The organism is Actinomycetospora flava, from assembly GCF_037400335.1.
In the GTDB taxonomy this organism is placed as follows: Bacteria; Actinomycetota; Actinomycetes; order Mycobacteriales; family Pseudonocardiaceae; genus Actinomycetospora; species Actinomycetospora flava.
Genome location: NZ_JBBEGM010000001.1, coordinates 223,658 through 249,978, shown reverse-complemented (window position 1 = coordinate 249,978; position 26,321 = coordinate 223,658). Strand labels below are relative to the sequence as shown.

Sequence of the window (26,321 nt, the reverse complement as noted above, 5' to 3'; positions counted from 1 at the left end):
GCACGTCCCCGCGCCCCTCGCGCCCCCATCCGCACCTTTCCCGAGCAGGACACCGTGCAGACCCACGAGATCCGCCGTCGTTTCCTCGCCCACTTCGAGAACGCCGGCCACGCCCCCGTCCCCAGCGCCTCGCTGATCCTCGACGACCCGACGCTGCTGTTCGTCAACGCCGGCATGGTGCAGTTCAAGCCGTACTTCCTCGGCGACGCCCCGGCCCCCTGGAAGACGGCGACGTCGATCCAGAAGTGCGTGCGCACCGGCGACATCGAGAACGTCGGCCACACCACCCGCCACAACACGTTCTTCCAGATGGCGGGCAACTTCTCCTTCGGCGACTACTTCAAGGAAGGCGCGATCCGCCACGCCTGGTCGCTCGTCACCGGGAGCCTCGAGGACGGCGGCTTCGGCTTCGACCCCGAGCGGATCTGGGTCACGGTCTTCGAGAACGACGACGAGGCCGAGCGCCTGTGGCAGGAGGTCGCGGGCCTGCCGCCCGAGCGCATCCAGCGCCGCGACGGCCGCGACAACTACTGGGACATGGGCATCCCCGGTCCCGGCGGCCCGTGCTCGGAGATCTACTACGACCGCGGCCCGGAGTACGGGGTCGAGGGCGGCCCGGTCGCCGACGAGGACCGGTACCTCGAGATCTGGAACCTCGTCTTCATGCAGGACATCCGCGGGGAGGCCAGCCCCAAGTACGGGGCCGCGCCGATCGGCGAGCTCCCGCAGAAGAACATCGACACCGGGCTCGGGGTCGAGCGCGTCGCCTTCCTGCTGCAGGGCGTCGACAACGTCTACGAGACCGACCTGCTGCGCCCGGTGATCGACCGGGCCCAGGAGCTCACCGGCCGGCGCTACGGCGACGACGAGGCCGACGACGTCCGCTTCCGGGTCATCGCCGACCACGTCCGCACCGCCGCGATGATCATCAGTGACGGCGCCACCCCGGGCAACGAGGGCCGCGGCTACGTGCTGCGCCGGCTGATGCGCCGCGTGATCCGCAACGCCCGGATCCTCGGCTGCACCCAGCCCGTGCTCGTCGACCTCGTGGGCGTCGTCCGTGACGCCATGGGGCCGTCGTACCCGGAGCTGTACACCTCCTACGAGCGCATCGCCGCCGCGTGCCGCACCGAGGAGGAGAGCTTCCTCGCCACGCTCGCCACCGGCTCGAAGATCTTCGAGGGCGCCGTGGCCGAGACGCGCGCCGGGGGCGGGCGCACCATCCCGGGCGCCAGCGCCTTCGCCCTGCACGACACCTACGGCTTCCCCATCGACCTCACCCTCGAGATGGCCGCCGAGCAGGGCCTCGAGGTCGACGAGGGCGCCTTCCGCACGCTCATGGACGAGCAGCGGGCCCGCGCCAAGGCCGACGCCGCCGCCCGCAAGACCGGCGGGGGCGACACCCACGCCTACCGGGACATCCTCGAGCGCTCGGGGCTCACGGAGTTCCTCGGCTACGAGCTGCTCCACGCCGACGCGACCATCGTCGGGCTCATCGTGGGCGGCGAGCCGGTGCTCGCGGCCGGCGAGGGCGCCGAGGTCGAGGTCATCCTCGACCGCACCCCGTTCTACGCCGAGGGCGGCGGCCAGCAGGCCGACACCGGGCGGATCGTCGGCGACGGCTTCGTCATCGCCGTCGAGGACACGCAGACGCCGGTGCCGGGCCTCGAGGTCCACCGCGGGCGCGTCGTGACCGGCGAGGCCCTCCGGGACGCAGGAGTGCACCCCGAGGTCGACATCGAGCGCCGGCACGCCATCTCGCGCTCGCACACGGCCACCCACCTCGTGCACGCCGGGATGCGCCGCGCCCTCGGGGACGCCGCCGCGCAGGCCGGGTCGCTCAACGCCCCGGGGCGGCTGCGGTTCGACTTCACCTCGCCGGGCGGGGCCGTGCCGGCCTCCGTGCTCACCGACGTCGAGGACGAGGTCAACTCGGTGCTCCTCGGCGACGACGAGGTGCGGCCCTACGTGACCTCGATGGACGAGGCCCGCAAGCTCGGCGCCATCGCGCTGTTCGGCGAACGCTACGGCGACGAGGTGCGCATCGTCGACATCGGCGACTACTCCCGCGAGCTCTGCGGCGGCACGCACGTCGGGCGCACCGGGCAGCTCGGGCTGGTCAAGCTGCTCGGCGAGGGCTCGATCGGCTCCGGGGTGCGGCGCGTCGAGGCCCTCGTCGGCATCGACGCCTTCCGGTTCCTGGCCCGCGAGCACGTGCTGGTCAACCAGCTCGCCGAGCAGTTCCGCGCCCAGCCGGACGAGCTGCCCGAGCGCATCGCCGGCGTCGTCGACCGCCTGCGCGCCGCCGAGAAGGAGCTCGAGGCCGTCCGGGCCCGCGAGGTCCTCTCCTCGGCGGGCGCGCTCGCCGACGGCGCCGAGGACGTCGGCGGGGTCGCGCTGGTCGCCGCCCGCACGCCCGACGGCGTCGGCGGGGGAGACCTGCGCTCGCTGGCCCTCGACGTCCGCGGCCGGCTGCAGGCCCGCCCCGCCGTCGTGGCGCTCTACGCCTCCGACGGCGACAAGGTGTCATTCGTCGTCGCCACCACCGAGGGCGCCCGCGAGCGGGGTCTGGGGGCCGGCGACCTGGTCAAGGCCTTCGCCCCCGCGGTGAACGGGCGCGGCGGCGGCAAGCCGGACCTCGCCCAGGGCGGCGGCAGCGGGGTCGCCGGCATCGACGACGCCATCGCCGCCCTCCGCGCGGAGGTGGACCGCGCTGGCCGGTGACCACACCGGCCGGCGCCTGGGCGTCGACGTCGGCAGCGTGCGGGTGGGCGTGGCGCTCTCGGATCCGGCGGGGGTGCTCGCCACGCCGCTCGTTACCCTCGATCACGATGAGGCCGGTACCGACCTGGACCGGCTCGTGGCGCTCGTCGACGAGCACGAGGTGGTCGAGGTGGTCGTGGGACTTCCCCGGACGCTCGCCGGTCGCGACGGCCCGGCCGCGCAGACCGCGCGCGCCTACGCCGAGGCGCTCACCGGCCGCCTGACGGTGCCGGTGGTGCTCTCCGACGAGCGGCTCACCACGGTGACGGCCACCCGGACGCTGTCCGACCGGGGCGTCAAGGGCCGCAAGCAGCGCCGCGTGATCGACCAGGCGGCGGCGGTGGAGATCCTGCAGGGCTACCTCGACGGGCGCCGGGCCGCGCGCCGCGCGGAGGACTCGTGACCGGACGTCACCCCGGCCCCGGGCGGCCGCACGGCTCGCAGGGGTCGCACGGCTCCCACGGCTCCCACGGCTCCCACGGTGAGCGTCGTGTGATCCGGATGTCGGCGACGACGGGCCGGGCGCGGACGGCGGTGCCGCGGGACCGCTACGTGGCGCACCCCGACGCCGAGACCGACCGGCACCACGCGGCGGCGTGGCGGGTGCCCCCGCCGTCCGACTCGGCGTCGTCGACGGGGTCGACGGCGTCGTCGTCCTCGTCGGACGAGGCCCCGGAGCCGGACGCCGGGTGGCTGCTCGGTGACGACGAGCCGGACCGCCCCGGCGGGGACGCCGTCACCGAGGCGCTGCCGCAGGGCCGGCGCCCGCGACGGCGCCGCTGGCTGTGGCCCGCGGTCGCCGCGGTGATCGTGCTCGCGCTGCTCGGCGGCGTGTTCTTCACCCGCGACCTGTGGCCGATCCTGTTCCCACCCGACTACGACGGGCCCGGTGACGGCCGCGTCGTCGTCGAGGTCTCGGACGGCTCGTCCACCCGCGCGATCGGCGAGGAGCTCGCCCGCGCCGACGTCGTCGCGTCCGCGCGGGCCTTCGCCGACGCCGCCGAGGAGGACCCGAACGGACGCGCCATCCAGCCCGGCTTCTACGAGCTGGCGCACCGGATGTCCTCGGCGGGCGCGGTCACCGCGCTCCTCGACCCCGCCAGCCGTGTCGGGCGCCTGGAGATCCGCAGCGGGGTCCAGCTCGACGACACCGTCGGGGCCGGCACGGCGACCGTCCCGGGCGTGCTGTCCGCGATCGCGCGGGCCACGTGCACCGTCGACGAGACGGGCGCCGAGCGATGCGCGACCGTCGCGGACCTCCGCAAGGCGATGGCGGACACCGATCCCGCCCAGCTCGGGGTGCCGACCTGGGCGCAGGACGGCGCCCGGCGCGCCGAGCCCAACCGCCGCCTCGAGGGCCTGCTCGCCCCCGGCACCTACGACATCGCGCCGGGCACGAGCGCCCGCGACGCCCTCGAGATCGTCGTGCGGGCGTCGGCGCCGCGACTGGAGGCGGGCGGGCTCGTCCGCGAGGCCGAGGCCGCGGGCATGGCGCCCTACGACACGCTGATCCTCGGATCCCTGGCCGAGCGCGAGGGCGTGCCCGCGGACTTCGCGAAGGTCACCCGGGTGATCGTGAACCGCCTGGCGATCCCGATGCGGCTGCAGTTCGACTCGACGGTGAACTACCCGCTCGACCGCCAGACGCTGCTGACCAGCCCGTACGACCGCGCCCGTCCCGGCCCGTACAACTCCTACCTCAACCTCGGGCTGCCCCCGACCCCCATCGGCGCGGTGAGCCCGGACGCCCTGCGGGCGGCGCTGGAGCCGGAGCCGGGGCCCTGGGTGTACTTCGTGAAGTGCCAGACCGACGGCATCTCGTGCTTCGCGGTGACGCCCGCCGAGCACGACGCCAACCGGCGGCTCGCGCAGGAGCGCGGGGTCTACTAGGGCCGTGTCGATGGGTCGAGCTCCGCTCCGCTGCGTCTCCCGGCACGCCGCTGTCCTGGGCTCGCCGGTCGCGCACTCCCGCTCGCCGGTGCTGCACCGCGCCGCCTACGCCGCGCTCGGGCTCGACGACTGGACCTACGAGACCGTCGAGTGCACCGCCGAGCAGCTGCCGTCGTTCGTCGTCGGACTCGACGGGTCCTGGGTGGGCCTCTCGGTGACCATGCCGAGCAAGCGCGCGGCGCTGGAGACGGCGACCTCGGTCTCGCTGCGCGCGCGCCGGGTGGGGGCGGCGAACACGCTCGTCCCGCGCGAGGGCGGGTGGCACGCGGACTGCACCGACGTCGACGGCGTCGCCGGCGCCCTGCGCGCCGCGGGCGTGCGGGACTTCCCGCCGACCGTGTTCGCCGCGGACGCCGTGGTGCTGGGCAGCGGGGCGACGGCGTGCGCGGCGCTGGGCGGGATCTACGAGGTCGGCTGCGAGGGGGTGACCCTCGTGGTGCGGGATCCCGGCCGCGCCGCCGGGACGCTGGACGTGGCCCGCGACTTCGGGTTCGCGCGGCGGGCGGTGACGTGGGCGGACCTCGCTCCGTCCGACCTGCAGACCGCCAAGGCGCTCGTGAACACGACGCCGGCGGGGTCGGTGGACGCCGAGCTGGCCGCACGCCTCGTGGCGCCCCTGCCGGACTGGGCGGTCGTGCTGGACGCGGTGTACCACCCGTGGCCGACGCCCCTGGCCGCCGCGGCCGCGGCCCGCGGTCTGGCCGTGGCGACGGGCCTCGACATGCTCCTGCACCAGGCGTTCGGCCAGGTCGAACAGTTCACGGGCCGGGCGGCGCCCCGGGCCGCGATGCACGCTGCCCTCGCGGCGACCTCCGACACCCCCCTCCTGCCCCTGCCCGTCTGACCAGCGATGCGGCATTGCTGGCGTCTGACACCAGGATCGCCACAGCCTCGCTCGCGCGACACGCCGGGGGAGCAGGCGTGGTGCGGGGTGTTCCAGCGTGGGGGCCACGGGCGGCACGAAGCGAAGCGGAGCTGCCGCACCGGAGGCGAACGGCAGGCGTTCAACGTCACGAAATCCGCCGGCTCGCTCGACGGACCGGAGCGGCGCTGCTCCGTCGGCCGTCCCCATCGGCCGGATGCTTCCACAGGGTCCGAGGCCGGCGCGTGACGGATCGGTGCTGGTCAGGCCACGCTCGTCGACGTGATCAGGGACGTGGTGCTCGCCGGCGCGGCGGGCGGGGGAGCGGGAGTCCTCGGCGGGCTCGCGATCCGCGCGTGGCTCGCCCGCCTGCGACGCGGGGCGCTGGTCCCGGCGCTCGCCTGCGCCGGGGCGCTCGGGCTGCTCTGGGCCGTCGCGGGCGCCCTCGTCGCCGCCGACGTGGTGCCCGCGGTCTGGCTGCCCGCGCAGCTCGTCCTGGGCGCGCTCGTGGTGGCCGGCAGCGCGGTGGACCTCGCCGCGGGCCGCCTGCCCGACGCGCTCACCGGCACGGCGGCGGTGGCCGTGCTCGCCGCGCTCGTCCCGCTCGACCCGCTCACCCTCGGCGCCGGGATCCTCGGCGGCGTGGCCACCGGCGCGGTCTTCGCGGCGGTGCACCTCGCCGTGCCCACCGCCCTCGGGGCCGGCGACGTGAAGCTCGCCCCCACCCTGGGCGCGCCCCTCGCCGCCGCCTCCTGGACCGCGCCGGTGCTCGCGGTCGTCCTGGCGGCGCTGGGTGTCCTCCTGCTCGCGTCGATCCAGCGGGTGCGGCGCGTCCCGTTCGGGCCTCCGCTGCTGGTCGCGACGTGGCTCGTCCTCACGGCGTCCCTGACGGGCGGGTGAGGGGAGGTGACGTGGAACGATGGACGCGTGTTGCGGTGGCTGACGGCGGGAGAGTCGCACGGAGCGGCGCTCACGGCCGTGCTCGAGGGCATGGTCGCGGGCGTCTCGGTGAGCTCCAAGGAGGTGTCGGCCGAGCTGGCGCGGCGGCGCCTGGGCTACGGGCGCGGCGCGCGGATGGCGTTCGAGGCGGACGAGATCGAGATCTCGGGCGGACTCCGCCACGGCGTGACGCTCGCGAGCCCGATCGCCATCCGGATCGCCAACTCCGAGTGGCCGAAGTGGGAGACGGTCATGTCGGCCGACCCCGTCGACCCCGCCCTCATCGAGGGCCGGGCGCGCAACGCGCCGCTCACGCGCCCCCGCCCCGGCCACGCCGACCTCGCGGGCATGACGAAGTACGACTTCGACGAGGCCCGCCCGGTGCTCGAGCGGGCGAGCGCGCGCGAGACGGCCGCCAAGGTGGCGCTCGGCGCGGTCGCGAAGGCGTTCCTCGCACAGGCCCTGGGCGTCGAGGTGCTCTCGCACGTGGTGAGCCTCGGCACCGCGGACGCCACCCCCGGCGCCATCCCGCTGCCCGGCGACGGCGAGCGCATCGACGCCAGCCCGGTGCGCGCGGTCGACGAGGCCTCGACGCAGGCGATGGTGGCCGAGGTCGACGCCGCCAAGGAGGACGGCGACACCCTCGGCGGCGTCGTCGAGGTCGTCGCGCACGGGCTGCCCGTGGGGCTCGGCTCCTACGTGCAGGCCGATCGCCGGCTCGACGCGCGCCTGGCCGGTGCGCTGATGGGCATCCAGGCCATGAAGGGCGTCGAGATCGGCGACGGGTTCACCACGGCCCGGCGCCGCGGCTCCGCCGCCCACGACGAGATGCACGTCGCCGAGCCCGGCATCAGCCGCGCCTCCAACCGCGCCGGCGGCATCGAGGGCGGCATGACCAACGGCGAGCCCCTGCGGGCGCGCGTGGCCATGAAGCCGATCTCCACGGTGCCCCGGGCCCTCGCGACCGTCGACACCGCCACCGGCGAGGCCGCCGTCGCCCACCACCAGCGCTCCGACGTCTGCGCCGTGCCCGCGGCCGGGGTCGTCGCCGAGGCGCTGGTCGCGCTCGTGCTCGCCGACGCGGCGCTCGAGAAGTTCGGCGGCGACTCGCTCCGGGAGACCGCCCGCAACCTGCAGGCCTACCGGGGCGCGATCGACCCGAACCTGCTGCGGAGCGAGTCGTGAGCCCGGTCGCGGTGCTCATCGGCCCGCCGGGCGCGGGCAAGTCGACGGTCGGGCAGCTGCTCGCCGAGCGCCTCGGGGTGCCGTTCACCGACAGCGACACGATCGTCGAGACGCAGCAGGGCCGGGCGATCAGCGACATCTTCCTGTCCGACGGCGAGGCGGCGTTCCGGGTGATGGAGCGCGAGGCGGTCGCCGGTGCTCTCGCCGAGCACGACGGCGTCCTCGCCCTCGGCGGCGGCGCCCCGATGACCGAGGGCGTGCGCGCGGACCTCGACGGCCACCCCGTGGTCTTCCTCGCGGTCGGGCTCGCCGCCGGCGTCCGGAGGGTCGGCCTGTCGACCGCACGCCCGCTGCTCGCCGGCGTCAACCCGCGGGCCACGTTCTCGGCGCTGCTCCAGGAGCGCCTGCCGGTGTACCGCGCGGTCGCCCGCCACGAGATCGCCACCGACGACCTCGAGCCCGAGGCCGTCGCCGACGCGGTGCTCGCCGCGCTCTCCCCGGAGGCCGACCGTGCCGGCCGGTAGCTCGCTCGCCGAGCAGCGCCTGCACGTCGCGAGCGCCTCGCCCTACGACGTCGTCGTCGGCCGCGGGGTCACCGGGGCCGTCGCGGAGACCCTCGCGGGCACCGCCACCGTCGTCGTCTGCCACCAGCCCGCGGTGGCCGGGATCGCGACGGCGGTCCGCGACGCGCTCGACGCCGCGGGCACCCGCACCCACCTGCTCGTGCTGCCGGAGAGCGAGGACGGCAAGGACCTCGCCACGGCCGGCGCGTGCTGGGAGGAGCTCGGCCGGCTCGGGCTGACCCGCTCCGACGCACTGGTCGCGGTCGGCGGCGGAGCGGCCACCGACCTCGTCGGCTTCGTCGCCGCCGGCTGGATGCGCGGGGTGCGGGTGGTGCACGTGCCGACCACGCTGCTCGCGATGGTCGACGCCGCGGTCGGCGGCAAGACCGGCATCAACACCGCCGCCGGCAAGAACCTCGTCGGGGCCTTCCACGAGCCCGCCGCGGTCGTCGCCGACCTCGACACCCTCGCCACCGTCAGCCGTCCCGAGCTCGCCGCCGGCATGGCCGAGGTGATCAAGACGGGGTTCATCGCCGACCCCGCGATCCTCGAGCTCGTCGAGGCCGACCCCGAGGGCGCCCTCGACCCCGCCGGCGACACGCTGGGCGAGCTGGTCGTGCGCTCGGTGCGGGTCAAGGCCGACGTGGTGGCCGCGGACCTCCGCGAGTCCCACCTGCGCGAGATCCTCAACTACGGCCACACCCTGGGCCACGCCGTCGAGCGTCGCGAGGACTACCGCTGGCGCCACGGCGAGGCGGTGTCGGTGGGCCTGGTGTTCGCCGCTGAGCTCGCCCGCCGCGCCGGGCGCCTGGACGACGCCACCGCCGACCGGCACGCGGCGACGCTGCGGGCGGTCGGGCTCCCGACGACCTACCCCGCCGACGCCTTCGACGACCTCGTCGCCACGATGCGCCTGGACAAGAAGTCCCGCGGCGCGCTGCTGCGCTTCGTCGTGCTCGACGGCCTCGCGAACCCCGGCCGACTCGAGGGACCCGACCCGGCCGACCTCGCCGCGGCGTACGCGGCGCTCGCGAGCTGAGGCGTCCGCCCGCTGATCACGAGCACCTGGTGCACCCCTGGCGCGGGCCCCGGTGCACAGCGCGCTCCTGATCCCCCACGCCGACCGCGCGAGGCACCGGCGCGCCGGCAGGGTGCCCGGGCGCCCGCTCAGCCCTTCGGGCGGCGCAGGCCGAACTTGCGACGCGAGCCGCGCTCCGGCTCCTCGGGCTCAGACGCAGCGGGGGGAGCGCCGGGCTCGGGGTCCACGGCCGGCTGCGAGCCGGTCGAGTCGAGGGGGCCGCCGGGGCGGGGGAACGCCGGCAGGACCGCGACGACCGGCGGCTCGAGGGACTCGGCCTGGTCGCCCGCCGGGGCTTCCGGGGTCGTACCGAACGGCGACGCCACGGGCCCGGGTGCCGGGGCGGGAGCCGCCGGCCGCACCGTGGACGCCCGGCGCTGCCCGGCGAGTCGCGGCGCCTCGGGCATGCGCTCCCGCTCGCTGATCTCGGGTCCAGGAGCAGCGGGCACCCGCTCCGCCGACCGGCGCCGCGGCGTGCGCACACCGGCCACCGCCGGGTCCGCGGCCGGCACGACCCGTGCGGGCACCACGCCCACCCGGGCGGCGGCGCGCGCGGCGGAGGGGGCGCGCTCGTCGGCGATCTCGCGCTCCAGCTCGTCGTCGTCCGCGTCGAGCATCGGGTCGTCGGCGCCCTCGCCGTGGCGTCGCATCGACAGCCAGCCGAGACGGGACCCGACGAACACCGCCGCGAGGATGAGCAGCGCGGTGAACGAGGCGCGCCCCACGAGCGCCGCCTGGAGGTCGGCGACGCCGGTGCCGTCGACGAGCAGGGCCAGCAGGATCCAGCTCAGCAGGCCCGCGGCGGGTGCGGTGACCAGGGCCGCGATGAACCAGGTCCACTCCGGCGGGCGCCGGTCGAGCACGATCTCCGCGCCCACCCAGCCGATCACCACGGCCACCACGACCAGCAGGAGCACGATGCTCCAGAGCCGCAGCAGGTCGGGCGACCACGACCGCAGCGCCACGAACAGTGCCTCGGCCACGCCGTAGACCACGGTCAGGACGATCGCGCGGAGGACCCAGGGGCGGAGCCCGAACGTGGAGGCAGGACGCACGGTGACACCGTACGACCCGCCGTCTCCTACGCTGACGGGTGTGGAGCCCACCCGTCCGGAGCGCGCGCCCGGCGGCCACGCGCGGCGCCGCGACGCGCTGCGTGACCTGCTGCGCGAGGCCGGGCTGGACGCCCTGCTCGTCACCGACCTGATCAACGTCCGCTACCTGACGGGCTTCACGGGCTCCAACGCCGCGCTGCTGGTCCACGCCGGCGACGACGCCGACGGCGGCGAGGACCGCACCGTGCTCGCCACCGACGCCCGCTACACCACGCAGGCCGCCGCGCAGACGCCCGACCTCGCGATGCTCGTCGAGCGCGCGTGCGCCCCGGCCCTGCTCACCGGCCGCGACGGGCGGATCGGCTTCGACAGCGCCCACGTCACCGTCGACGGCCACGCCGACCTGATGACGGCGCTGGCCGACGGCGAGCTGGCGAGGGCCCCCGGCCTCGTCGAGCGACTGCGCGCGGTGAAGGACGAGGGCGAGATCGACGCGCTGCGCCAGGCGTGCGCCGCCGCGGACGTCGCGCTGGCCGGCATGATCGCCCACAGCGGGCTCGAGCCCGGCCGCACCGAGCGCGAGGTCGCCCGCGAGCTCGAGGAGCGCATGCGCGAGGCCGGCGCCGAGGCACCGTCGTTCGACACGATCGTCGCCGCCGGCGCGCACGCCGCGATCCCGCACCACCACCCGACCGACGCGCCGCTCGCCGTCGGAGACCTGCTGACCATGGACTTCGGGGCGCTGGTCGACGGCTACCACTCGGACATGACGCGCACCCTGATCGTCGGGACCCCGGCCGACTGGCAGCGCGACCTGCACGCCCTCGTCGCCGAGGCGGCCGCCGCCGGACGCGCGGCCCTGCGGCCGGGCACGGCGACGCGCGACGTCGACGCCGCCGCCCGCGACGTCATCACCGCCGCCGGGTTCGGCGAGCAGTTCGTGCACGGACTCGGGCACGGCGTGGGGCTCGTCATCCACGAGGCTCCGGCGGTGTCCGCGACGGCGACCGCTACCCTGGAGGCGGGGATGACGGTCACCGTCGAGCCGGGTGTCTACCTGGCCGGACGGGGCGGGGTCCGGACCGAGGACACGCTGGTCGTCACCGACGCCGGTGCCGTGCCCCTCACGCAGAGCCCCCGGGACCTCGAGTTCCGGAACGACCCGTAGGAGAGAGCGCTCCCGTGGCGACGACGAACGACCTGAAGAACGGCCTCGTGCTGCGGATCGACGGCAACCTCTGGACCGTCACCGAGTTCCAGCACGTCAAGCCCGGCAAGGGCGGGGCCTTCGTCCGCACGACGCTGAAGAACGTCATGACCGGCAAGGTCGTCGACAAGACCTTCAACGCGGGCACCAAGGTCGAGACCGCCAACGTCGACCGCCGCGACATGACCTACCTCTACCGCGACGGCTCCGAGTTCATCTTCATGGACGCCGCCGACTACGAGCAGATCCCGCTGCCCGAGCAGACGGTCGGCGACCAGGCACGCTTCCTCCTGGAGAACCAGGAGGTCCAGGTGTCGTTCAACGACGGTGTGCCGCTCTACATCGAGCTCCCGGCCTCGGTCGAGCTCGAGATCACGCAGACCGACCCGGGCCTGCAGGGCGACCGCTCCACCGGTGGCACCAAGCCGGCGACGGTGTCGACGGGCGCGGAGATCCAGGTCCCGCTGTTCCTCGAGACCGGCACCCGGGTCAAGGTCGACACCCGGGACGGGCGCTACCTGGGCCGCGTGAGCAGCTGACGTGGTCGGCCCTGCCTCACCCGCCACACCCCGCAAGGGGTCGCGCTCCAAGGCCCGCAAGCGGGCCCTCGACATCCTCTTCGAGTCCGAGGCCCGCGGCGAGGACGCCCAGGAGGTGCTCGCCCGGCGCATCGCCGGCGCCGACGCGCCGCCGGTGTCCGACTTCGCCGCCACGCTGGTCGAGGGCGTCGTCTCCCACCGCGACGAGATCGACGAGGTCATCTCGTCCTATGCGCGCGGCTGGACCATGGCGCGCATGCCCGCGGTCGACCGGATGATCCTGCGGATCGGCGTGTTCGAGATCCGGTGGTCCGACGACGTGCCGGACCCGGTCGCGATCGACGAGGCCATCGACCTCGCGCGCGAGCTGTCGACCGACGACTCGCCGCGGTTCGTCAACGGCGTGCTCGCCGGGGTGTCGTCGGGGCGGCCGGGCACGGTCGCGGCGCCGAGCCCGGACCGCGTCGACCTGCCGGCCGGGGTCGAGCTGAGCTCGGCGGACGGTGCACCCCCGGCCGACGACGAGCCGACCGAGGGCTGAGCTCGCCCTACTCGTCCAGCGCCCGGGCCACGCGCGCCTCCGGGGGCAGGACGCCCCAGTCGACGAGCTGGTCGGACAGCTCGCCCGGGCTCATGTCGTAGATGATCGCGAGCGAGCGCAGGTCCTCGTTACGAATCGAGAGGACCTTGCCGTTGTAGTCGCCGCGCTGGCTCTGGATGGCGGCGGCGTAGCGGGCCAGCGGTCCCGCCTTCTCGGCGGGCAGCTGCTGCAGCCGCTCGAGGTTGATCACGATCTTCGCGGCCGGCTCCGAGCCGGAGGGCACGCGGCCCTCGGGGAGGAGCTCGGCGACGGGGACGCCGTAGAAGTCGGCGAGCTCGGCGAGCTTCTGCACGGTCACGGCGCGGTCACCGCGCTCGTACGACCCGACGACGACGGCCTTCCACCGCCCGCCCGACTTCTGCTCGACCCCGTGCAGTGACAGACCCTGCTGCTGGCGGATGCCCCGGAGCTTCGACCCCAGCGCCTTCGCATAGTCACCCATCTGGCGGACACCCGTCCTCTCGCGTCGCCCGGCTCGCCCCGCCCGTGCACTCAGCGAAGTCGATACGGAGAGTGATGATGCGCCCAGTGCCGTCACATGGTCAAGCCGGGATCCGCACGGATCGTCGCCGGTGTGGCCCGTGGCACTCCGTCCGGACACGGACCACGCCCTGTAGTGCCCCACCCGGAGCAGCGCGACGACGGCCATCACACGGGCGCCGCCGGACCGGCGTGTCGTCGCTGATAGTGTCGGAGCGAGTCCTGACCGACATCCTTTAAGAGCCGTCCGGCGAGGCGGAGAAGGAGGGTCCCCCCAGTGCCGTCGAGGCGCCGGGGCGAACCCGGGTCGGGTGGCGCGAGTGCCGAGGGTGAGCGCGAGCTCCTCTCCGCGGCAGACCTCGCGCGCACCGTGGCCCGCGTCGCCCACGAGATCATCGAACGCACCACCCCCGACGGCGCGTCCGCCCGGGTGGTCCTCCTCGGGCTCCCGACACGAGGGACCTACCTCGCGCGGCGGCTCGCCGAGCGCATCTCCGAGATCACCGGGGCCACCGTGCCCACCGGGACGCTCGACCCCACGCTCTACCGCGACGACCTCCGGATGCGCCCCACCCGCGCGCTCGCGGAGACCGAGCTGCCGCCCGGCGGCATCGACGACGCGGTCGTGGTGCTCGTCGACGACGTCCTGTTCTCCGGGCGCACGGTGCGCGCCGCGCTCGACGCCCTGCGCGACCACGGCAGGCCGCGGGCCGTGCAGCTGGCGGTCCTCATCGACCGCGGGCACCGCGAGCTCCCGATCCGCGCGGACTACGTCGGCAAGAACGTGCCGACCAACCGCTCGGAGGACGTCGCGGTGCGCATGACCGAGGTCGACGGCGAGGACGGGGTGAGCCTGCGATGACGGAGTCGGTCAGCACCGGCATCGGCCTGCGCCACCTGCTCTCCACCGAGGGCCTGCGCCGCGAGCAGGCCGAGGCGCTGCTCGACACCGCCGCCGGCATGGAGCAGGCGCTGACGGGCCGGGCGGTGCGCAAGCTGCCCACGCTGCGCGGGCGCACGGTCGTGACCCTCTTCTACGAGAACTCCACCCGCACGCGCGTGTCGTTCGAGGTCGCGGGCAAGTGGATGAGCGCCGACACCATCAACGTCAGCGCGTCGGCCAGCTCGGTGAGCAAGGGCGAGTCCCTGCGCGACACCGCCGCCACCCTGGGCGCCGCGGGCGCCGACTGCCTCATCGTGCGCCACCCCGCTTCCGGCGCCCCGCACCGCATCGCCGCCTGGCTGGACGAGGTCGGGCACTCCCACCTGGGCGGGGAAGGGCACGTCGCGGTGGTCAACGCCGGCGACGGCACCCACGAGCACCCCACCCAGGCCCTGCTCGACGCGGCGACCCTGCGGGCGCGGCTCGGGCGGGTCGAGGGCGCGCACGTGGCGATCGTCGGCGACATCCTGCACAGCCGTGTCGCCCGCTCCAACGCCCATCTGCTGGCGACGCTCGGGGCCCGCGTGACGCTCGTGGCGCCGCCGACGCTGCTCCCGGTCGGCGTCGGCGACTGGCCGGTGACCGTGTCCCACGACCTGGACGCGACGCTGGGCGAGGGACCCGACGCCGTGATGATGCTGCGCGTGCAGGCCGAGCGCATGCACGGCGGCTTCTTCCCGTCGGCCCGCGAGTACGCGGTGCGCTTCGGGCTCTCCCAGCGCCGCGCCGACCGCCTGCCCGACCACGCGGTCGTCCTGCACCCCGGACCCGCGGTGCGCGGCATGGAGATCGCCAGCTCGGTCGCCGACTCGAGCCGTGCCGCCATCGCCGAGCAGGTCACCGCCGGGGTCCACGTGCGGATGGCCGTGCTCTACCACCTGCTCGCCGGAGAGGACGTCGCGTGACGGGCACGATCAAGCTGAAGGGCGTCCGCCCCTACGGCGAGGACCCGACCGACCTGTACGTCCGCGACGGCACGCTCATCGAGGCCGGGGAGGTCTCAGACGCCGACGAGACCGTCGACGCCGACGGCCTCGTCGCGCTCCCGGGCCTCGTCGACCTCCACACCCATCTGCGCGAGCCGGGCGGCGAGGAGGCCGAGACCGTCGAGACCGGCTCGGCGGCGGCCGCGCTCGGCGGCTACACCGCCGTGTTCGCGATGCCGAACACGAACCCGGTGGCCGACTCCCCGGTCGTCGTCGAGCACGTGTGGCGCCGCGGGCGCGAGGTCGGGCTGGTCGACGTCCACCCGGTCGGGGCGGTCACGGTCGGGCTCGAGGGCGCCAAGCTGGCCGAGATGGGCATGATGGCCGCCTCGCCCGCCGGCGTGCGGATGTTCTCCGACGACGGCCGCTGCGTGAACGACCCGCTGATCATGCGCCGGGCGCTGGAGTACGCCCGCGCCCTCGACGCCGTCGTCGCCCAGCACGCCGAGGACCACCGCCTCACCGTCGGCGCCCAGGCTCACGAGGGGCCGGTCGCGGCGCGGCTCGGGCTCGCGGGGTGGGACCCGACGGCCGAGGAGTCGATCATCGCGCGCGACGTGATGCTCGCCGCTGCCGCGGGCGCGCGCCTGCACGTCTGCCACCTGTCGACGGCGCGCTCCACGGAGATCCTCCGCTGGGCCCGGGAGACGCTGGACGTGCGGGTCTCCGCGGAGGTCACCCCGCACCACCTGCTGCTCACCGACACCGCGGCCGAGGACTACGACCCGGTGCACAAGGTCAACCCGCCGCTGCGGCCGGCGGCCGACACCGAGGCGCTGCGCCGCGCGCTCGCCGACGGGACGCTCGACTGCGTCGCCACCGACCACGCGCCGCACGCCGTCGAGGCGAAGGACTGCGAGTGGTCCGCCGCGCGACCCGGCATGCTGGGTCTGCAGACGGCGCTGCCGGTGGTGGTGACGACGATGGTCGCCACCGGCCTCCTGGACTGGCGCGGCGTCGCGCGGGTGTGCAGCGAGGCCCCCGCGCGGATCGCCGGCCTCCCCGACCAGGGACGGCCGCTGACGCCGGGCGAGCCGGCGACGCTGACGCTCGTCGACCCCGACGCGGCGTGGACCGTGCGGGGCGCGGCGCTGGCGAGCCTCGCGGACAACACCCCGTACGAGGGGATGGAGATGCCGGTCTCCGTGGTGCACACCATGCTGCGGGGCCGGTGGACGGTGCGGGACGGGAAGGTAGTGGGCAATGATGGACACGGAGCGAAGCGGGAGCTGGACCGTTGACCGCTGATGAGGCGGTGCTGGTCCTCGAGGACGGCAGCCTCCACCGCGGCGAGGCCTTCGGCGCCCGCGGCCGCACGCTGGGGGAGGCGGTCTTCGCCACCGGGATGACCGGTTACCAGGAGACCCTGACCGACCCCAGCTACCACCGCCAGATCGTGGTGGCGACGGCGCCGCACATCGGCAACACGGGGTGGAACGACGAGGACGACGAGTCCGCGCGCATCCAGGTCGCCGGCTACGTCGTGCGCGACCCCGCGCGGCGGCCGTCGAACTGGCGCTCGCAGCGCGACCTGGCCGACGAGCTCGCCCGGCAGGGCGTGGTCGGTCTGGCCGGCGTCGACACCCGCGCGGTGACGCGGCGGCTGCGCGAGGCCGGCTCGATGCGCGCCGGCATCTTCTCGGGCGACGCGCTGAGCGACGCGACGTCGATGCGCGCCACGGTCCTCGACAGCCCGGAGATGGCGGGCGCGGACCTCGCCGGCGCGGTGACGACGACGGAGCCCTACACGGTGCCCGCGGTCGGCACGACCCGCTTCCGGGTGGCCGCGCTCGACCTCGGGATCAAGGCCAACACCCCCCGGATGCTCGCCGAGCGCGGCATCGAGACGCGGGTCCTGCCGTCGACCGCGCACATCGAGGAGCTGCTCGAGGGCGGCCCCGACGGGGTCTTCCTCTCCAACGGCCCGGGGGACCCGGCGACGGCGTCGCACGCGGTGGCCCTGACGAGCGAGGTGCTGCGGCGCGAGGTGCCGCTGTTCGGCATCTGCTTCGGCAACCAGATCCTCTCCCGCGCCCTGGGGCTGGAGACGTACAAGATGCGCTACGGCCACCGGGGGATCAACATCCCGGTCGTCGACCACACCACCGGCACGGTGGCGATCACGAGCCAGAACCACGGGTTCGCGGTGGCGGGCGAGCCGGGGTCGCGCGTGAGCTCCCCGGTCGGCACGGTCCACCTGAGCCACTCCTGCCCGAACGACGGCACCGTCGAGGGCGTGACCTGCGAGGACGTCCCGGCGTTCAGCGTGCAGTACCACCCGGAGGCGGCGGCCGGTCCGCACGACGCCGCGGGCCTCTTCGACCGTTTCGCGGACCTGATGGGAAGTCACTGATGCCGCGCCGCGACGACATCCGCCACGTCCTGGTCATCGGCTCCGGCCCGATCGTCATCGGGCAGGCCGCCGAGTTCGACTACTCCGGGACGCAGGCGTGCCGCGTGCTGCGCGAGGAGGGCCTGCGCGTCTCGCTGGTCAACTCCAACCCGGCGACGATCATGACCGACCCGGAGATCGCCGACGCCACCTACGTCGAGCCGATCACCGTCGAGCACGTCACCAAGGTCATCGAGGCCGAGCGCCCGGACGCGCTGCTCGCCACCCTCGGCGGCCAGACGGCGCTGAACACGGCGATCGCCCTGCACGACGCCGGCGTGCTCGAGCGCTACGGCGTCGAGCTGATCGGCGCCGACATCGACGCGATCCAGCGCGGCGAGGACCGGCTGAAGTTCAAGGAGATCGTGCGCTCGATCGGCGGCGACGTCCCGCGCAGCGAGGTCTGCCACTCGATGGACGAGGTGCGCGCGACCGTCGCGGAGGTCGGGCTGCCCGTCGTCATCCGGCCCAGCTTCACCATGGGCGGGCTCGGCTCGGGGCTGGCGTACACCCACGACGAGCTGGAGCGCCTGGCCGGCACGGGCCTGTCGGCGAGCCCGGTGCACGAGGTGCTCATCGAGGAGTCGGTGCTCGGGTGGAAGGAGTTCGAGCTCGAGCTCATGCGCGACGGCAAGGACAACGTCGTCGTCGTGTGCTCGATCGAGAACGTCGACCCGATGGGCGTGCACACCGGTGACTCGGTGACCGTCGCGCCGGCGATGACGCTGACCGACCGCGAGTACCAGGTCATGCGCGACACCGGCATCGCCGTGCTGCGCGAGGTCGGCGTCGAGACCGGCGGCTGCAACATCCAGTTCGCGATCCACCCGGACACCGGGCGCCTCGTCGTCATCGAGATGAACCCGCGGGTCTCGCGCTCGTCGGCGCTGGCGTCCAAGGCCACCGGCTTCCCGATCGCGAAGATCGCGGCGCGACTCGCCGTGGGCTACACGCTCGACGAGATCACCAACGACATCACCGGCGAGACCCCGGCGAGCTTCGAGCCCACGCTCGACTACGTCGTGGTGAAGGTGCCGCGCTTCGCGTTCGAGAAGTTCCCCGGCGCGGACCCCACGCTGACCACGACGATGAAGTCGGTCGGCGAGGCGATGGCGCTGGGCCGCAGCTTCCCGGAGGCGCTGAACAAGGCGCTGCGCTCGGCGGAGACGAAGGCGCTCGGGTTCTGGACGCAGCCGGACCCCGACGAGACCCCCGAGGCGGGAGACATCGAGGGGAGCACGCCGATAGGGGAGCGGAGCTCGACCATCGAGGCAGCGTTGCACCAGGCGTCGCTGCCGCGCGACGGGCGGCTCTACGCCGTCGAGCGCGCGCTGCGCCTCGGGGCGAGCGTGGAGCAGGTCACCGAGGCCTCGGGGATCGACGCGTGGTTCGTCGAGCAGATCGAGGGCCTGGTCGCGCTGCGCACCGAGCTCGCCGACGCGCCGGTGCTCGACGGGGTGCTGCTGCGGCGGGCCAAGCGCGCGGGGCTGTCCGACGCGCAGGTCGCGGCCGTGCGCCCGGAGCTCGCCGGCGAGGCGGGCGTGCGGGCACTGCGCCACCGTCTCGGCGTTCGCCCCGTCTACAAGACGGTCGACACCTGCGCGGCCGAGTTCGCCGCGCGGACCCCGTACCACTACTCGGCCTACGAGTCCGACCCCGCGGCCGAGACCGAGGTCGAGCCCCAGACCGAGCGCCCCAAGGTCATCATCCTGGGCTCCGGGCCGAACCGGATCGGGCAGGGCATCGAGTTCGACTACTCCTGCGTGCACGCGGCCACCGCGCTGCGGGCGGCGGGATTCGAGACCGTGATGCTCAACTGCAACCCCGAGACGGTCTCCACCGACTACGACACCTCCGACCGGCTGTACTTCGAGCCGCTCACGCAGGAGGACGTGCTCGAGGTCGTGCACGCGGAGCAGGTGTCGGGCGGTGGGGGACCGGGGCTCGTCGGGGTCGTCGTGCAGCTCGGCGGGCAGACGCCGCTGAAGCTCGCGGCCGGGCTGGAGGCCGCCGGGGTGCCGGTGGTGGGGACGCCGCCCGCGGCGATCGACCTCGCGGAGTCCCGCGGCGCGTTCGGCCGCGTGCTCGCCGACGCCGAGCTGCCCGCGCCCCCCTACGGCACCGCGACCAGCTTCGACGGGGCCCGGGAGATCGCCGCCGAGGTCGGCTACCCGGTGCTCGTGCGCCCGTCGTACGTGCTCGGCGGGCGCGGCATGGAGATCGTGTACGACGACGCCACGCTGGCCGACTACATCGCCCGCGCCACCGAGGTCACGCCGGACCACCCGGTGCTCGTCGACCGCTTCCTCGACGACGCCATCGAGATCGACGTCGACGCGCTCTGCGACGCCGAGGGCGACGTCTACCTCGGCGGGGTCATGGAGCACATCGAGGAGGCCGGGGTGCACTCCGGCGACTCGTCGTGCGCGCTGCCGCCGATCACGCTCGGGGTCGCCGAGCTCGAGACCGTGCGCGAGTCGACGGTCGCGCTGGCCCGCCGCCTGGGCGTGCGCGGCCTGATGAACATCCAGTACGCGCTCAAGGACGACGTGCTGTTCGTGCTCGAGGCCAACCCGCGGGCGTCGCGCACCGTCCCGTTCGTCTCCAAGGCGACCGGCGTCCCGCTGGCCGGTGCGGCGTCCCGGGTGATGCTCGGGGCGACGATCGCGGACCTGCGCGCCGAGGGCCTCCTGCCGGCGACGGGGGACGGGACCGAGCTGCCCCGCGAGCACCCCGTCGCGGTCAAGGAGGCCGTGCTCCCGTTCCACCGGTTCCGCCGCCCCGACGGCCGCGGCGTCGACTCCCTGCTCGGCCCGGAGATGAAGTCGACGGGCGAGGTCATGGGCATCGACCACGCGTTCTCGACGGCGTTCGCCAAGTCGCAGGCGGCCGCGTCGGGACCGCTGCCGGTGAGCGGCAAGGTGTTCGTCTCGGTGGCCAACCGCGACAAGCGCTCGCTGATCTTCCCGGTGAAGCGCCTCGCCGACCTGGGCTTCGAGATCCTCGCGACCGCGGGCACGGCCAGCGTGCTCGAGCGCAACGGCATCCCGTGCGAGGTGGTCCGCAAGCACTTCGAGGGGCCGGACAACATCGTCGACCGGATCGCCGCGGGCGAGGTCGCCCTCGTCGTCAACACCCCGGTCGGCCACTCCGGGCCCCGCATCGACGGCTACGAGATCCGCGCGGCGTGCCTCGACGTCGGCGTGCCGTGCGTGACCACCGTGCAGGGCGCGGCCGCGGCGGTGCAGGCCGTCGAGGCCGCGATCCGCGGCGAGGTCGCGGTGACGCCCCTGCAGGTGTTCCACGAGCGGCTCGCCAAGGCGCGCGCGCAGCTCGGGGCGGGCGAGTGAGCCGCGCGCCGTTCCGCGGGCGGCTGCAGGAGGCGGTGGGGAAGTACGGCCCCCTGTGCGTCGGGATCGACCCGCATCCGGGCCTGCTGAAGGCCTGGGGGCTCGACGTGGACGTCGCGGGGCTCGAGCGGTTCACGCGGCAGGTCGTCGAGGCGATGGCCGGGCACGTGGCCCTGCTCAAGCCGCAGGTCGCGCTGTTCGAGACGTTCGGGTCCGGCGGGCTCGCGGTGCTCGAGCGGGCGCTCGCCGACGCCCGCGAGGCCGGGGTGCTGACGATCGCCGACGCCAAGCGCGGCGACATCGGCTCGACGATGGCCGCCTACGCGCACGCCTGGTTGGCCGAGGACGCCCCGCTGCGTGCCGACGCCGTGACCCTCTCGCCGTACCTCGGGGTGGGCGCGCTGGCGCCGGCCCTCGACCTCGCCGTCGCCACCGGGCGCGGGGTGTTCGTGCTCGCCCGCACGTCCAACCCCGAGGCCGCCGGGGTGCAGTCGGCGCAGGCGTGGGTGGCGGGGTCGGGCGGCTCCGCGCGGGGCATGCGGGAGGTCGCCCAGTCCGTCGTCGACGCCCTGGCCGACCACAACGCCGCCCACGGCGACGGCTCGGCCGGCGCCGTGGTGGGCCTGACCCGCGGCACGACCGGCCGCGACCACGGCCTGGATCTCTCCGCGCTCGGCGGGCCGGTCCTCGTCCCGGGGCTCGGCGCGCAGGGCGGCACGCCCGCCGATGTGGCCGATGTCTTCGGTGCCGGCGGGGCGTTGGGCGCTGACGGGGGACCGGTCGTGCCCGTGAGCGCGCGGGAGGTCCTGACCGCCGGCCCCTCCCACGGAGCGCTGAGAGCAGCGGTCGATGCGCTGAACGGGGCGTTGACGGGGTAGCCCGTCGCGGGGACGGCCGATGATCGGGGATCACGCTCCGGTGGGCGCGACCTCCGTCCGGTCACGGTGTCGGCCGTTCCCCGTGTGACCCCGTACGAGAGAGGCCCCGACCTGCGGACATTCCCGCCCCACGGACTGTCGGTGTCGGGCTCGCGCGGTACGTTCGCACCACTGGTCAAAGCCCATTCGCCACCACGGGCCGGATCCCCTGAGCCGGTCCGCCGTCACGACCCCCGGAGGAGAACGTGGCATTACCCGAGCTGACCGAGGAGCAGCGGGCCGCGGCGCTCGAGAAGGCCGCCGCCGCTCGCCGTGCCCGGGCCGAGCTCAAGGAGCGGCTCAAGCGGGGAGGCACCAGCCTCTCCGAGGTGCTCGAGCAGGCCGACTCGGACGAGGTGCTGGGCAAGATGAAGGTCTCGGCACTGCTCGAGGCCATGCCGGGCGTGGGCAAGGTCCGCGCCCAGCAGATCATGGAGCGCCTCGAGATCGCCCCCAGCCGCCGGCTGCGCGGCCTCGGCGAGCGTCAGCGCAAGGCTCTGCTCGACGAGTTCTCCGGCGAGTGAGCCTGTGAGTCCTTCCCCCGCCCGCGGGCCCGGCCGGCTGATGGTGCTGGCCGGGCCCTCGGGAGTCGGGAAGAGCACGGTGGTCGCCGAGCTCCGGCGCATCCGCGCACCCCTGTGGTTCAGCGTCTCGGCGACCACCCGGGCCGCCCGGCCCGGGGAGGTCGACGGGCGCGACTACCACTTCGTCTCGGCCGCCGAGTTCAACCGCATGATCGCCGAGGGCGAGCTGCTCGAGTGGGCGGAGATCCACGGCGGCATGCATCGCTCCGGCACGCCGCGGGCCCCGGTGGACGAGCACCTGGCCGCCGGTGAGGCGGTGCTGCTCGAGCTCGACCTGGCCGGTGCCCGGGCGGTGCGCGGTCAGCGGCCGGACGCCCTGTTCGTCTTCCTGGAGCCCCCGTCGTGGGAGGTCCTGGTGGACCGCCTGATCGGCCGGGGCACCGAGGCGACCGAGGTGGTCGACCGCCGGCTGGCCACGGCCCGCGAGGAACTGGCCGCGAGCAGCGAGTTCGACGTCACCGTCGTCAACCACGACATCGGGGAGACCGCTCGCCGGTTGGTAGAGTTGAGTGTTCCCACATCGTCGGACCGTTCCGCGTCCGGCGCGACCTCTGCAGGAGCGAGCGAGTGAGCATTCCCACCGGGCGGACCGGCAGCATTCTCGAGGGGCCCGAGGGCATCACCAACCCCCCGATCGACGAGCTGCTGGAGACGGTGAGCTCCAAGTACGCGCTGGTCATCTACGCGGCCAAGCGCGCCCGTCAGATCAACGACTACTACGCCCAGCTGGGCGAGGGGCTGCTCGAGTACGTCGGCCCGCTCGTCGAGCCGGGCCCGCGCGAGAAGCCGCTGTCGGTGGCCATGCGCGAGATCCACTCCGGCCTGCTCGAGCACACCGAGGGCGAGTGACCGAGGCCGTCGACCGACCCCGGGAGATCGTTCTCGGGGTCTCCGGCGGCATCGCCGCCTACAAGGCCTGCGAGGTGCTGCGGCGCCTGCGCGAGGCCGGCCACCACGTGCAGGTGGTCGCCACCCGGTCGGCGCTCGAGTTCATCGGCGCCGCGACGTTCGAGGCGCTGTCCGGGCGCCCGGTCATGTCCGGGGTCTTCGAGAACGTCCACGACGTCGAGCACGTCGCCCTCGGGCGGCGTGCCGAGCTCGTGCTCCTGGTCCCCGCGACAGCCGATCTCCTGGCGCGGATGACCCACGGCCGCGCGGACGACCTGCTCACCTCCACGCTGCTCACCGCGCGCTGCCCGGTGCTCGCCGTGCCCGCGATGCACACCGAGATGTGGGAGCACCCCGCGACGGTCGACAACGTCGCGACGCTGCGCCGGCGCGGCACGGTGGTGCTCGAGCCCGCGTCCGGGCGTCTCACCGGCGCCGACACCGGCCCCGGGCGCCTGCCCGAGCCGCCCGAGATCGCCGAGTTCGCCCGCCTGCTGCTCGAGTGGGGCACGGGCCACGCCGCGGGCGGCACCGAGCCGTTCCCGCTGCCGCGCGACCTCGAGGGACGGCGCGTCGTCGTCTCCGCGGGCGGCACCGCAGAGCCGCTCGACCCGGTGCGCACGCTGGGCAACCGCTCGTCGGGCCGCCAGGGCTATGCCCTCGCCCGCGTCGCGGCCCAGCGCGGCGCCGACGTGACCCTCGTCGCCGGCACGATCGCCGACCTCGACCCGCCCGCCGCGGTCGACCTGCGCCGCGTGCAGACCACCCGCGAGATGCGCGACGCCGTGCTCGACGCGTCGAAGGCCGCGGACGTCGTCGTCATGGCCGCCGCCGTGTCCGACTTCCGGCCCGCGTCGACGTCGGTCGGCAAGATCAAAAAGGGGGAGGAGGCGCCCTCGATCCCCCTCGAGTTCAACCCGGACATCCTGCGCGAGCTGGTCACCGAGGACGTCCCGCGCCGGCTGGTCGTGGGCTTCGCGGCGGAGACCGGCGACGAGCGCGGCAGCGTGCTCGACTACGCGCGCGCCAAGCTCGAGCGCAAAGGGTGTGACCTACTCGTCGTCAACGCCGTCGGCGCCGGGAAGGCGTTCGAGACGGAGGACAACGAGGGTTGGCTCCTCGGCGCCGACGGCTCGACGACGAGCCTGCCCATGGGCTCGAAAGCCGCGCTGGCCGCGCGTGTCTGGGATGCCGTCGCCGAGCGGCTGCCCTGACGTATTGCTCTGGTCGGCGCATTCCCACGATTCGGCGATGAACACAACCGTTCTGTGACAGGCATGGCATTCAGCCAGGTCAGCGTCCTCGCGGAAGAGCGGGATGCCGTTAGTGTGGACGGGTCCCATTGTCGAGGCAGGGAGAGATTGTGCCCGCTAGGCGTCTGTTCACCAGCGAATCCGTCACCGAGGGCCACCCAGACAAGATCTGTGACGCAGTCAGCGACGGCATCCTGGACGCCCTGCTGGCGCAGGACCCGAAGTCGCGCGTCGCGGTCGAGACCATGGTCACGACGGGGCAGGTGCACGTCGCCGGCGAGGTGACCACCAACGCCCAGGTCAACTACGTGGACATCGTCCGCAAGACGATCCTGGACATCGGCTACGACTCGTCGGCCAAGGGCTTCGACGGCGAGAGCTGCGGTGTCTCGATCTCCATCGGCGCGCAGTCCAAGGACATCGCGCAGGGCGTCGACGAGGGCTACGAGTCCCGCGTCGAGGGCTCCGAGGACGAGATCGCGAAGCAGGGCGCGGGCGACCAGGGGCTCATGTTCGGCTACGCCGACGCCGACACCCCCGAGCTCATGCCGCTGCCCATCGGGCTCGCGCACCGTCTGGCCCGCAAGCTGACCGCGGTGCGCCGCGACGGCACGCTCCCGTACCTGCGCCCGGACGGGAAGACCCAGGTCACCATCGCCTACGACGGCGACAAGCCCGTCAGCGTCGAGACCGTGGTCCTGTCGACCCAGCACGCGGCCGACATCGACCTGGACAACCTGCTGGCCCCGGACATCCGGTCCAAGGTCATCCAGCCGGTGCTCGAGGGGATCGACCTCGACTCCTCGAACACCCGCGTCCTGGTCAACCCGACCGGCCGCTTCGTCACCGGTGGCCCCATGGGCGACGCCGGCCTGACCGGCCGCAAGATCATCGTCGACACCTACGGCGGCTACGCCCGCCACGGCGGCGGCGCCTTCTCGGGCAAGGACCCGTCGAAGGTCGACCGCTCGGCCGCCTACGCGGGCCGCTGGGTGGCGAAGAACGTCGTCGCCGCCGGCCTGGCCAAGCGCGCCGAGGTCCAGCTCGCCTACGCCATCGGCAAGGCCGAGCCCGTCGGGGTGTTCCTCGAGACCTTCGGGACGGCGAACGTCGACCCGGAGCAGATCGAGAAGGCCATCCACGAGGTCTTCGACCTGCGCCCCGGCGCGATCGTGCGCGACCTGCAGCTGCTGCGCCCGATCTACCAGCCGACCGCGGCGTACGGCCACTTCGGCCGCGACGACCTCGACCTCCCCTGGGAGCGCACCGACCGCGCCGACGCGCTGAAGTCGATCGCCAGCTGAGGTCTCAGTACGAGCGATGCGGCGTTGCTGGCGTCTGACGCCAGGATCGCCACATGCTCGGTTCGCGACACGCCGGCCCGGCACCCCGTCCGCGGGGTGACCGGGCCGTTCGTGTGCTCGGCGGCGTGTGCCCGGGGTGTTCCAGCGTGGCGCGGGGTGTTCCAGCGTGGCGGCCACGCTCGCGTTCAACGTCAGAGAATCCGCCAGCTCGATCGGCACGGGGCCGGGTCGGCGACGCGCGGGGAGATCACGGGCGCCGCCATCAACCTCCCGGACCGGTTCGAGGTGCATGACGACGCCCTTGATCACGGGTCGGGGACTGGTGGCGCGGCGCGAGAGGCGCGCCGCGCATCGTCGACGCGACCCCGGACCCGCGTGACGTGCCGGTCGCCGGACGTCGGGTACAGCGCCGGAGATCAGCAGGTCGAAACCCACGTCGACGAGGGCCCGCGAGGTGTCTTTCCGCCTGCTGATCACCGGCG

Annotated in this window: 23 protein-coding genes and 1 pseudogene; 22 read left to right on the top strand and 2 right to left on the bottom strand. The window is 74.4% G+C overall.

Annotated elements, in window-relative coordinates; all coding sequences use genetic code 11:
- Positions 1-54 precede the first annotated feature (54 nt).
- The 8 genes from alaS (at position 55) to aroB (ending at position 9,301) form a co-directional block, all read left to right on the top strand.
- A complete protein-coding gene (gene alaS, locus WCD58_RS01195; protein ID WP_337698798.1) occupies positions 55-2,724 on the top strand; it encodes an alanine--tRNA ligase in 2,670 nt (889 codons plus the stop codon).
- Positions 2,714-3,166 (top strand): Holliday junction resolvase RuvX, encoded by a 453-nt coding sequence (ruvX, locus tag WCD58_RS01190; protein ID WP_337700761.1) that lies wholly within the window; start codon positions 2,714-2,716, stop codon positions 3,164-3,166. Before alaS ends, ruvX begins: the two co-directional genes overlap by 11 nt.
- A gap of 98 nt (positions 3,167-3,264) precedes the next feature.
- Positions 3,265-4,653, top strand: a complete 1,389-nt coding sequence (locus tag WCD58_RS01185) for an endolytic transglycosylase MltG (RefSeq protein ID WP_337698797.1) — start codon at positions 3,265-3,267, stop codon at positions 4,651-4,653.
- A 10-nt stretch (positions 4,654-4,663) separates the two neighbouring features.
- The gene (locus tag WCD58_RS01180; RefSeq protein WP_337698796.1) at positions 4,664-5,557 is read left to right on the top strand and encodes a shikimate dehydrogenase; all 894 of its coding nucleotides are present in this window, start codon (positions 4,664-4,666) and stop codon (positions 5,555-5,557) included.
- 300 nt (positions 5,558-5,857) lie between these two features.
- Positions 5,858-6,475 carry a prepilin peptidase gene (locus tag WCD58_RS01175; RefSeq protein ID WP_337698795.1) on the top strand — a complete coding sequence of 206 codons (618 nt, stop codon included), beginning with the start codon at positions 5,858-5,860 and terminating at the stop codon, positions 6,473-6,475.
- 27 nt (positions 6,476-6,502) lie between these two features.
- Positions 6,503-7,699 (top strand): chorismate synthase, encoded by a 1,197-nt coding sequence (gene aroC, locus WCD58_RS01170; RefSeq protein ID WP_337698794.1) that lies wholly within the window; start codon positions 6,503-6,505, stop codon positions 7,697-7,699.
- Positions 7,696-8,223 (top strand): shikimate kinase, encoded by a 528-nt coding sequence (locus WCD58_RS01165; RefSeq protein ID WP_337698793.1) that lies wholly within the window; start codon positions 7,696-7,698, stop codon positions 8,221-8,223. The genes aroC and WCD58_RS01165 overlap by 4 nt, the downstream gene beginning before the upstream one ends.
- Positions 8,210-9,301, top strand: coding sequence for a 3-dehydroquinate synthase (gene aroB / locus WCD58_RS01160; RefSeq protein WP_337698792.1), 1,092 nt, complete (start codon positions 8,210-8,212; stop codon positions 9,299-9,301). The genes WCD58_RS01165 and aroB overlap by 14 nt, the downstream gene beginning before the upstream one ends.
- Before the next feature lie 128 nt (positions 9,302-9,429).
- Here aroB and WCD58_RS01155 read toward each other — a convergent pair whose 3' ends face one another.
- Positions 9,430-10,395 carry a hypothetical protein gene (locus tag WCD58_RS01155; protein WP_337698791.1) on the bottom strand — a complete coding sequence of 322 codons (966 nt, stop codon included), beginning with the start codon at positions 10,393-10,395 and terminating at the stop codon, positions 9,430-9,432.
- Positions 10,396-10,435: 40 nt separating this feature from the next.
- On the opposite strand from WCD58_RS01155, the gene WCD58_RS01150 reads away from it, so the two are divergent.
- The 3 genes and pseudogenes from WCD58_RS01150 to nusB form a co-directional block, all read left to right on the top strand.
- Complete coding sequence (locus WCD58_RS01150) at positions 10,436-11,563, top strand: M24 family metallopeptidase (protein WP_337698790.1); 1,128 nt, start codon at positions 10,436-10,438, stop codon at positions 11,561-11,563.
- Between the two features lie 14 nt (positions 11,564-11,577).
- Positions 11,578-12,141: an elongation factor P gene (gene efp, locus WCD58_RS01145; RefSeq protein ID WP_337698789.1), complete on the top strand. Its 564-nt coding sequence runs from the start codon at positions 11,578-11,580 to the stop codon at positions 12,139-12,141.
- A 1-nt stretch (position 12,142) separates the two neighbouring features.
- Positions 12,143-12,606: pseudogene (gene nusB, locus WCD58_RS01140) on the top strand (transcription antitermination factor NusB); the annotation flags it as partial.
- A gap of 83 nt (positions 12,607-12,689) precedes the next feature.
- On the opposite strand, the gene bldD reads toward nusB, so the two are convergent.
- On the bottom strand, positions 12,690-13,184 hold the full coding sequence (bldD, locus tag WCD58_RS01135) for a transcriptional regulator BldD (RefSeq protein WP_337698787.1): 495 nt from the start codon (positions 13,182-13,184) through the stop codon (positions 12,690-12,692).
- Positions 13,185-13,499: 315 nt separating this feature from the next.
- On the opposite strand from bldD, the gene pyrR reads away from it, so the two are divergent.
- From pyrR to metK, 11 genes are all read left to right on the top strand, one after another.
- On the top strand, positions 13,500-14,084 hold the full coding sequence (gene pyrR, locus WCD58_RS01130) for a bifunctional pyr operon transcriptional regulator/uracil phosphoribosyltransferase PyrR (protein WP_337698786.1): 585 nt from the start codon (positions 13,500-13,502) through the stop codon (positions 14,082-14,084).
- A 26-nt stretch (positions 14,085-14,110) separates the two neighbouring features.
- Positions 14,111-15,070 carry an aspartate carbamoyltransferase catalytic subunit gene (locus WCD58_RS01125; RefSeq protein ID WP_337700759.1) on the top strand — a complete coding sequence of 320 codons (960 nt, stop codon included), beginning with the start codon at positions 14,111-14,113 and terminating at the stop codon, positions 15,068-15,070.
- Positions 15,067-16,392, top strand: a complete 1,326-nt coding sequence (locus WCD58_RS01120; RefSeq protein WP_337698785.1) for a dihydroorotase — start codon at positions 15,067-15,069, stop codon at positions 16,390-16,392. The genes WCD58_RS01125 and WCD58_RS01120 overlap by 4 nt, the downstream gene beginning before the upstream one ends.
- Positions 16,389-17,504 (top strand): glutamine-hydrolyzing carbamoyl-phosphate synthase small subunit, encoded by a 1,116-nt coding sequence (gene carA / locus WCD58_RS01115; RefSeq protein WP_337698784.1) that lies wholly within the window; start codon positions 16,389-16,391, stop codon positions 17,502-17,504. The genes WCD58_RS01120 and carA overlap by 4 nt, the downstream gene beginning before the upstream one ends.
- Complete coding sequence (gene carB, locus WCD58_RS01110; RefSeq protein ID WP_337698783.1) at positions 17,504-20,893, top strand: carbamoyl-phosphate synthase large subunit; 3,390 nt, start codon at positions 17,504-17,506, stop codon at positions 20,891-20,893. The genes carA and carB overlap by 1 nt, the downstream gene beginning before the upstream one ends.
- The gene (gene pyrF / locus WCD58_RS01105) at positions 20,890-21,771 is read left to right on the top strand and encodes an orotidine-5'-phosphate decarboxylase (protein ID WP_337698782.1); all 882 of its coding nucleotides are present in this window, start codon (positions 20,890-20,892) and stop codon (positions 21,769-21,771) included. Before carB ends, pyrF begins: the two co-directional genes overlap by 4 nt.
- Positions 21,772-22,016: 245 nt before the next feature.
- The gene (mihF, locus tag WCD58_RS01100; RefSeq protein ID WP_133830239.1) at positions 22,017-22,334 is read left to right on the top strand and encodes an integration host factor, actinobacterial type; all 318 of its coding nucleotides are present in this window, start codon (positions 22,017-22,019) and stop codon (positions 22,332-22,334) included.
- A 40-nt stretch (positions 22,335-22,374) separates the two neighbouring features.
- Entirely contained in the window at positions 22,375-22,965 is a 591-nt protein-coding gene (gene gmk / locus WCD58_RS01095) for a guanylate kinase (protein ID WP_337700757.1), read from the top strand.
- Positions 22,962-23,243, top strand: coding sequence for a DNA-directed RNA polymerase subunit omega (gene rpoZ / locus WCD58_RS01090; protein ID WP_208114446.1), 282 nt, complete (start codon positions 22,962-22,964; stop codon positions 23,241-23,243). The genes gmk and rpoZ overlap by 4 nt, the downstream gene beginning before the upstream one ends.
- The gene (coaBC, locus tag WCD58_RS01085) at positions 23,240-24,496 is read left to right on the top strand and encodes a bifunctional phosphopantothenoylcysteine decarboxylase/phosphopantothenate--cysteine ligase CoaBC (protein WP_337698781.1); all 1,257 of its coding nucleotides are present in this window, start codon (positions 23,240-23,242) and stop codon (positions 24,494-24,496) included. The genes rpoZ and coaBC overlap by 4 nt, the downstream gene beginning before the upstream one ends.
- Positions 24,497-24,642: 146 nt before the next feature.
- Positions 24,643-25,839, top strand: coding sequence for a methionine adenosyltransferase (metK, locus tag WCD58_RS01080; protein ID WP_337700755.1), 1,197 nt, complete (start codon positions 24,643-24,645; stop codon positions 25,837-25,839).
- Positions 25,840-26,321 lie beyond the last annotated feature (482 nt).

Bases quoted from the DNA above. Each gene is read 5' to 3' on its own strand.
- gmk (WP_337700757.1), top strand. From the start codon at position 22,375: ATGGTGCTGGCCGGGCCCTCGGGAGTCGGGAAGAGCACGGTGGTCGCC.
- WCD58_RS01185 (WP_337698797.1), top strand. From the start codon at position 3,265: ATGTCGGCGACGACGGGCCGGGCGCGGACGGCGGTGCCGCGGGACCGC.
- carB (WP_337698783.1), top strand. From the start codon at position 17,504: ATGCCGCGCCGCGACGACATCCGCCACGTCCTGGTCATCGGCTCCGGC.
- WCD58_RS01180 (WP_337698796.1), top strand. From the start codon at position 4,664: ATGGGTCGAGCTCCGCTCCGCTGCGTCTCCCGGCACGCCGCTGTCCTG.
- bldD (WP_337698787.1), bottom strand. From the start codon at position 13,184: ATGGGTGACTATGCGAAGGCGCTGGGGTCGAAGCTCCGGGGCATCCGC.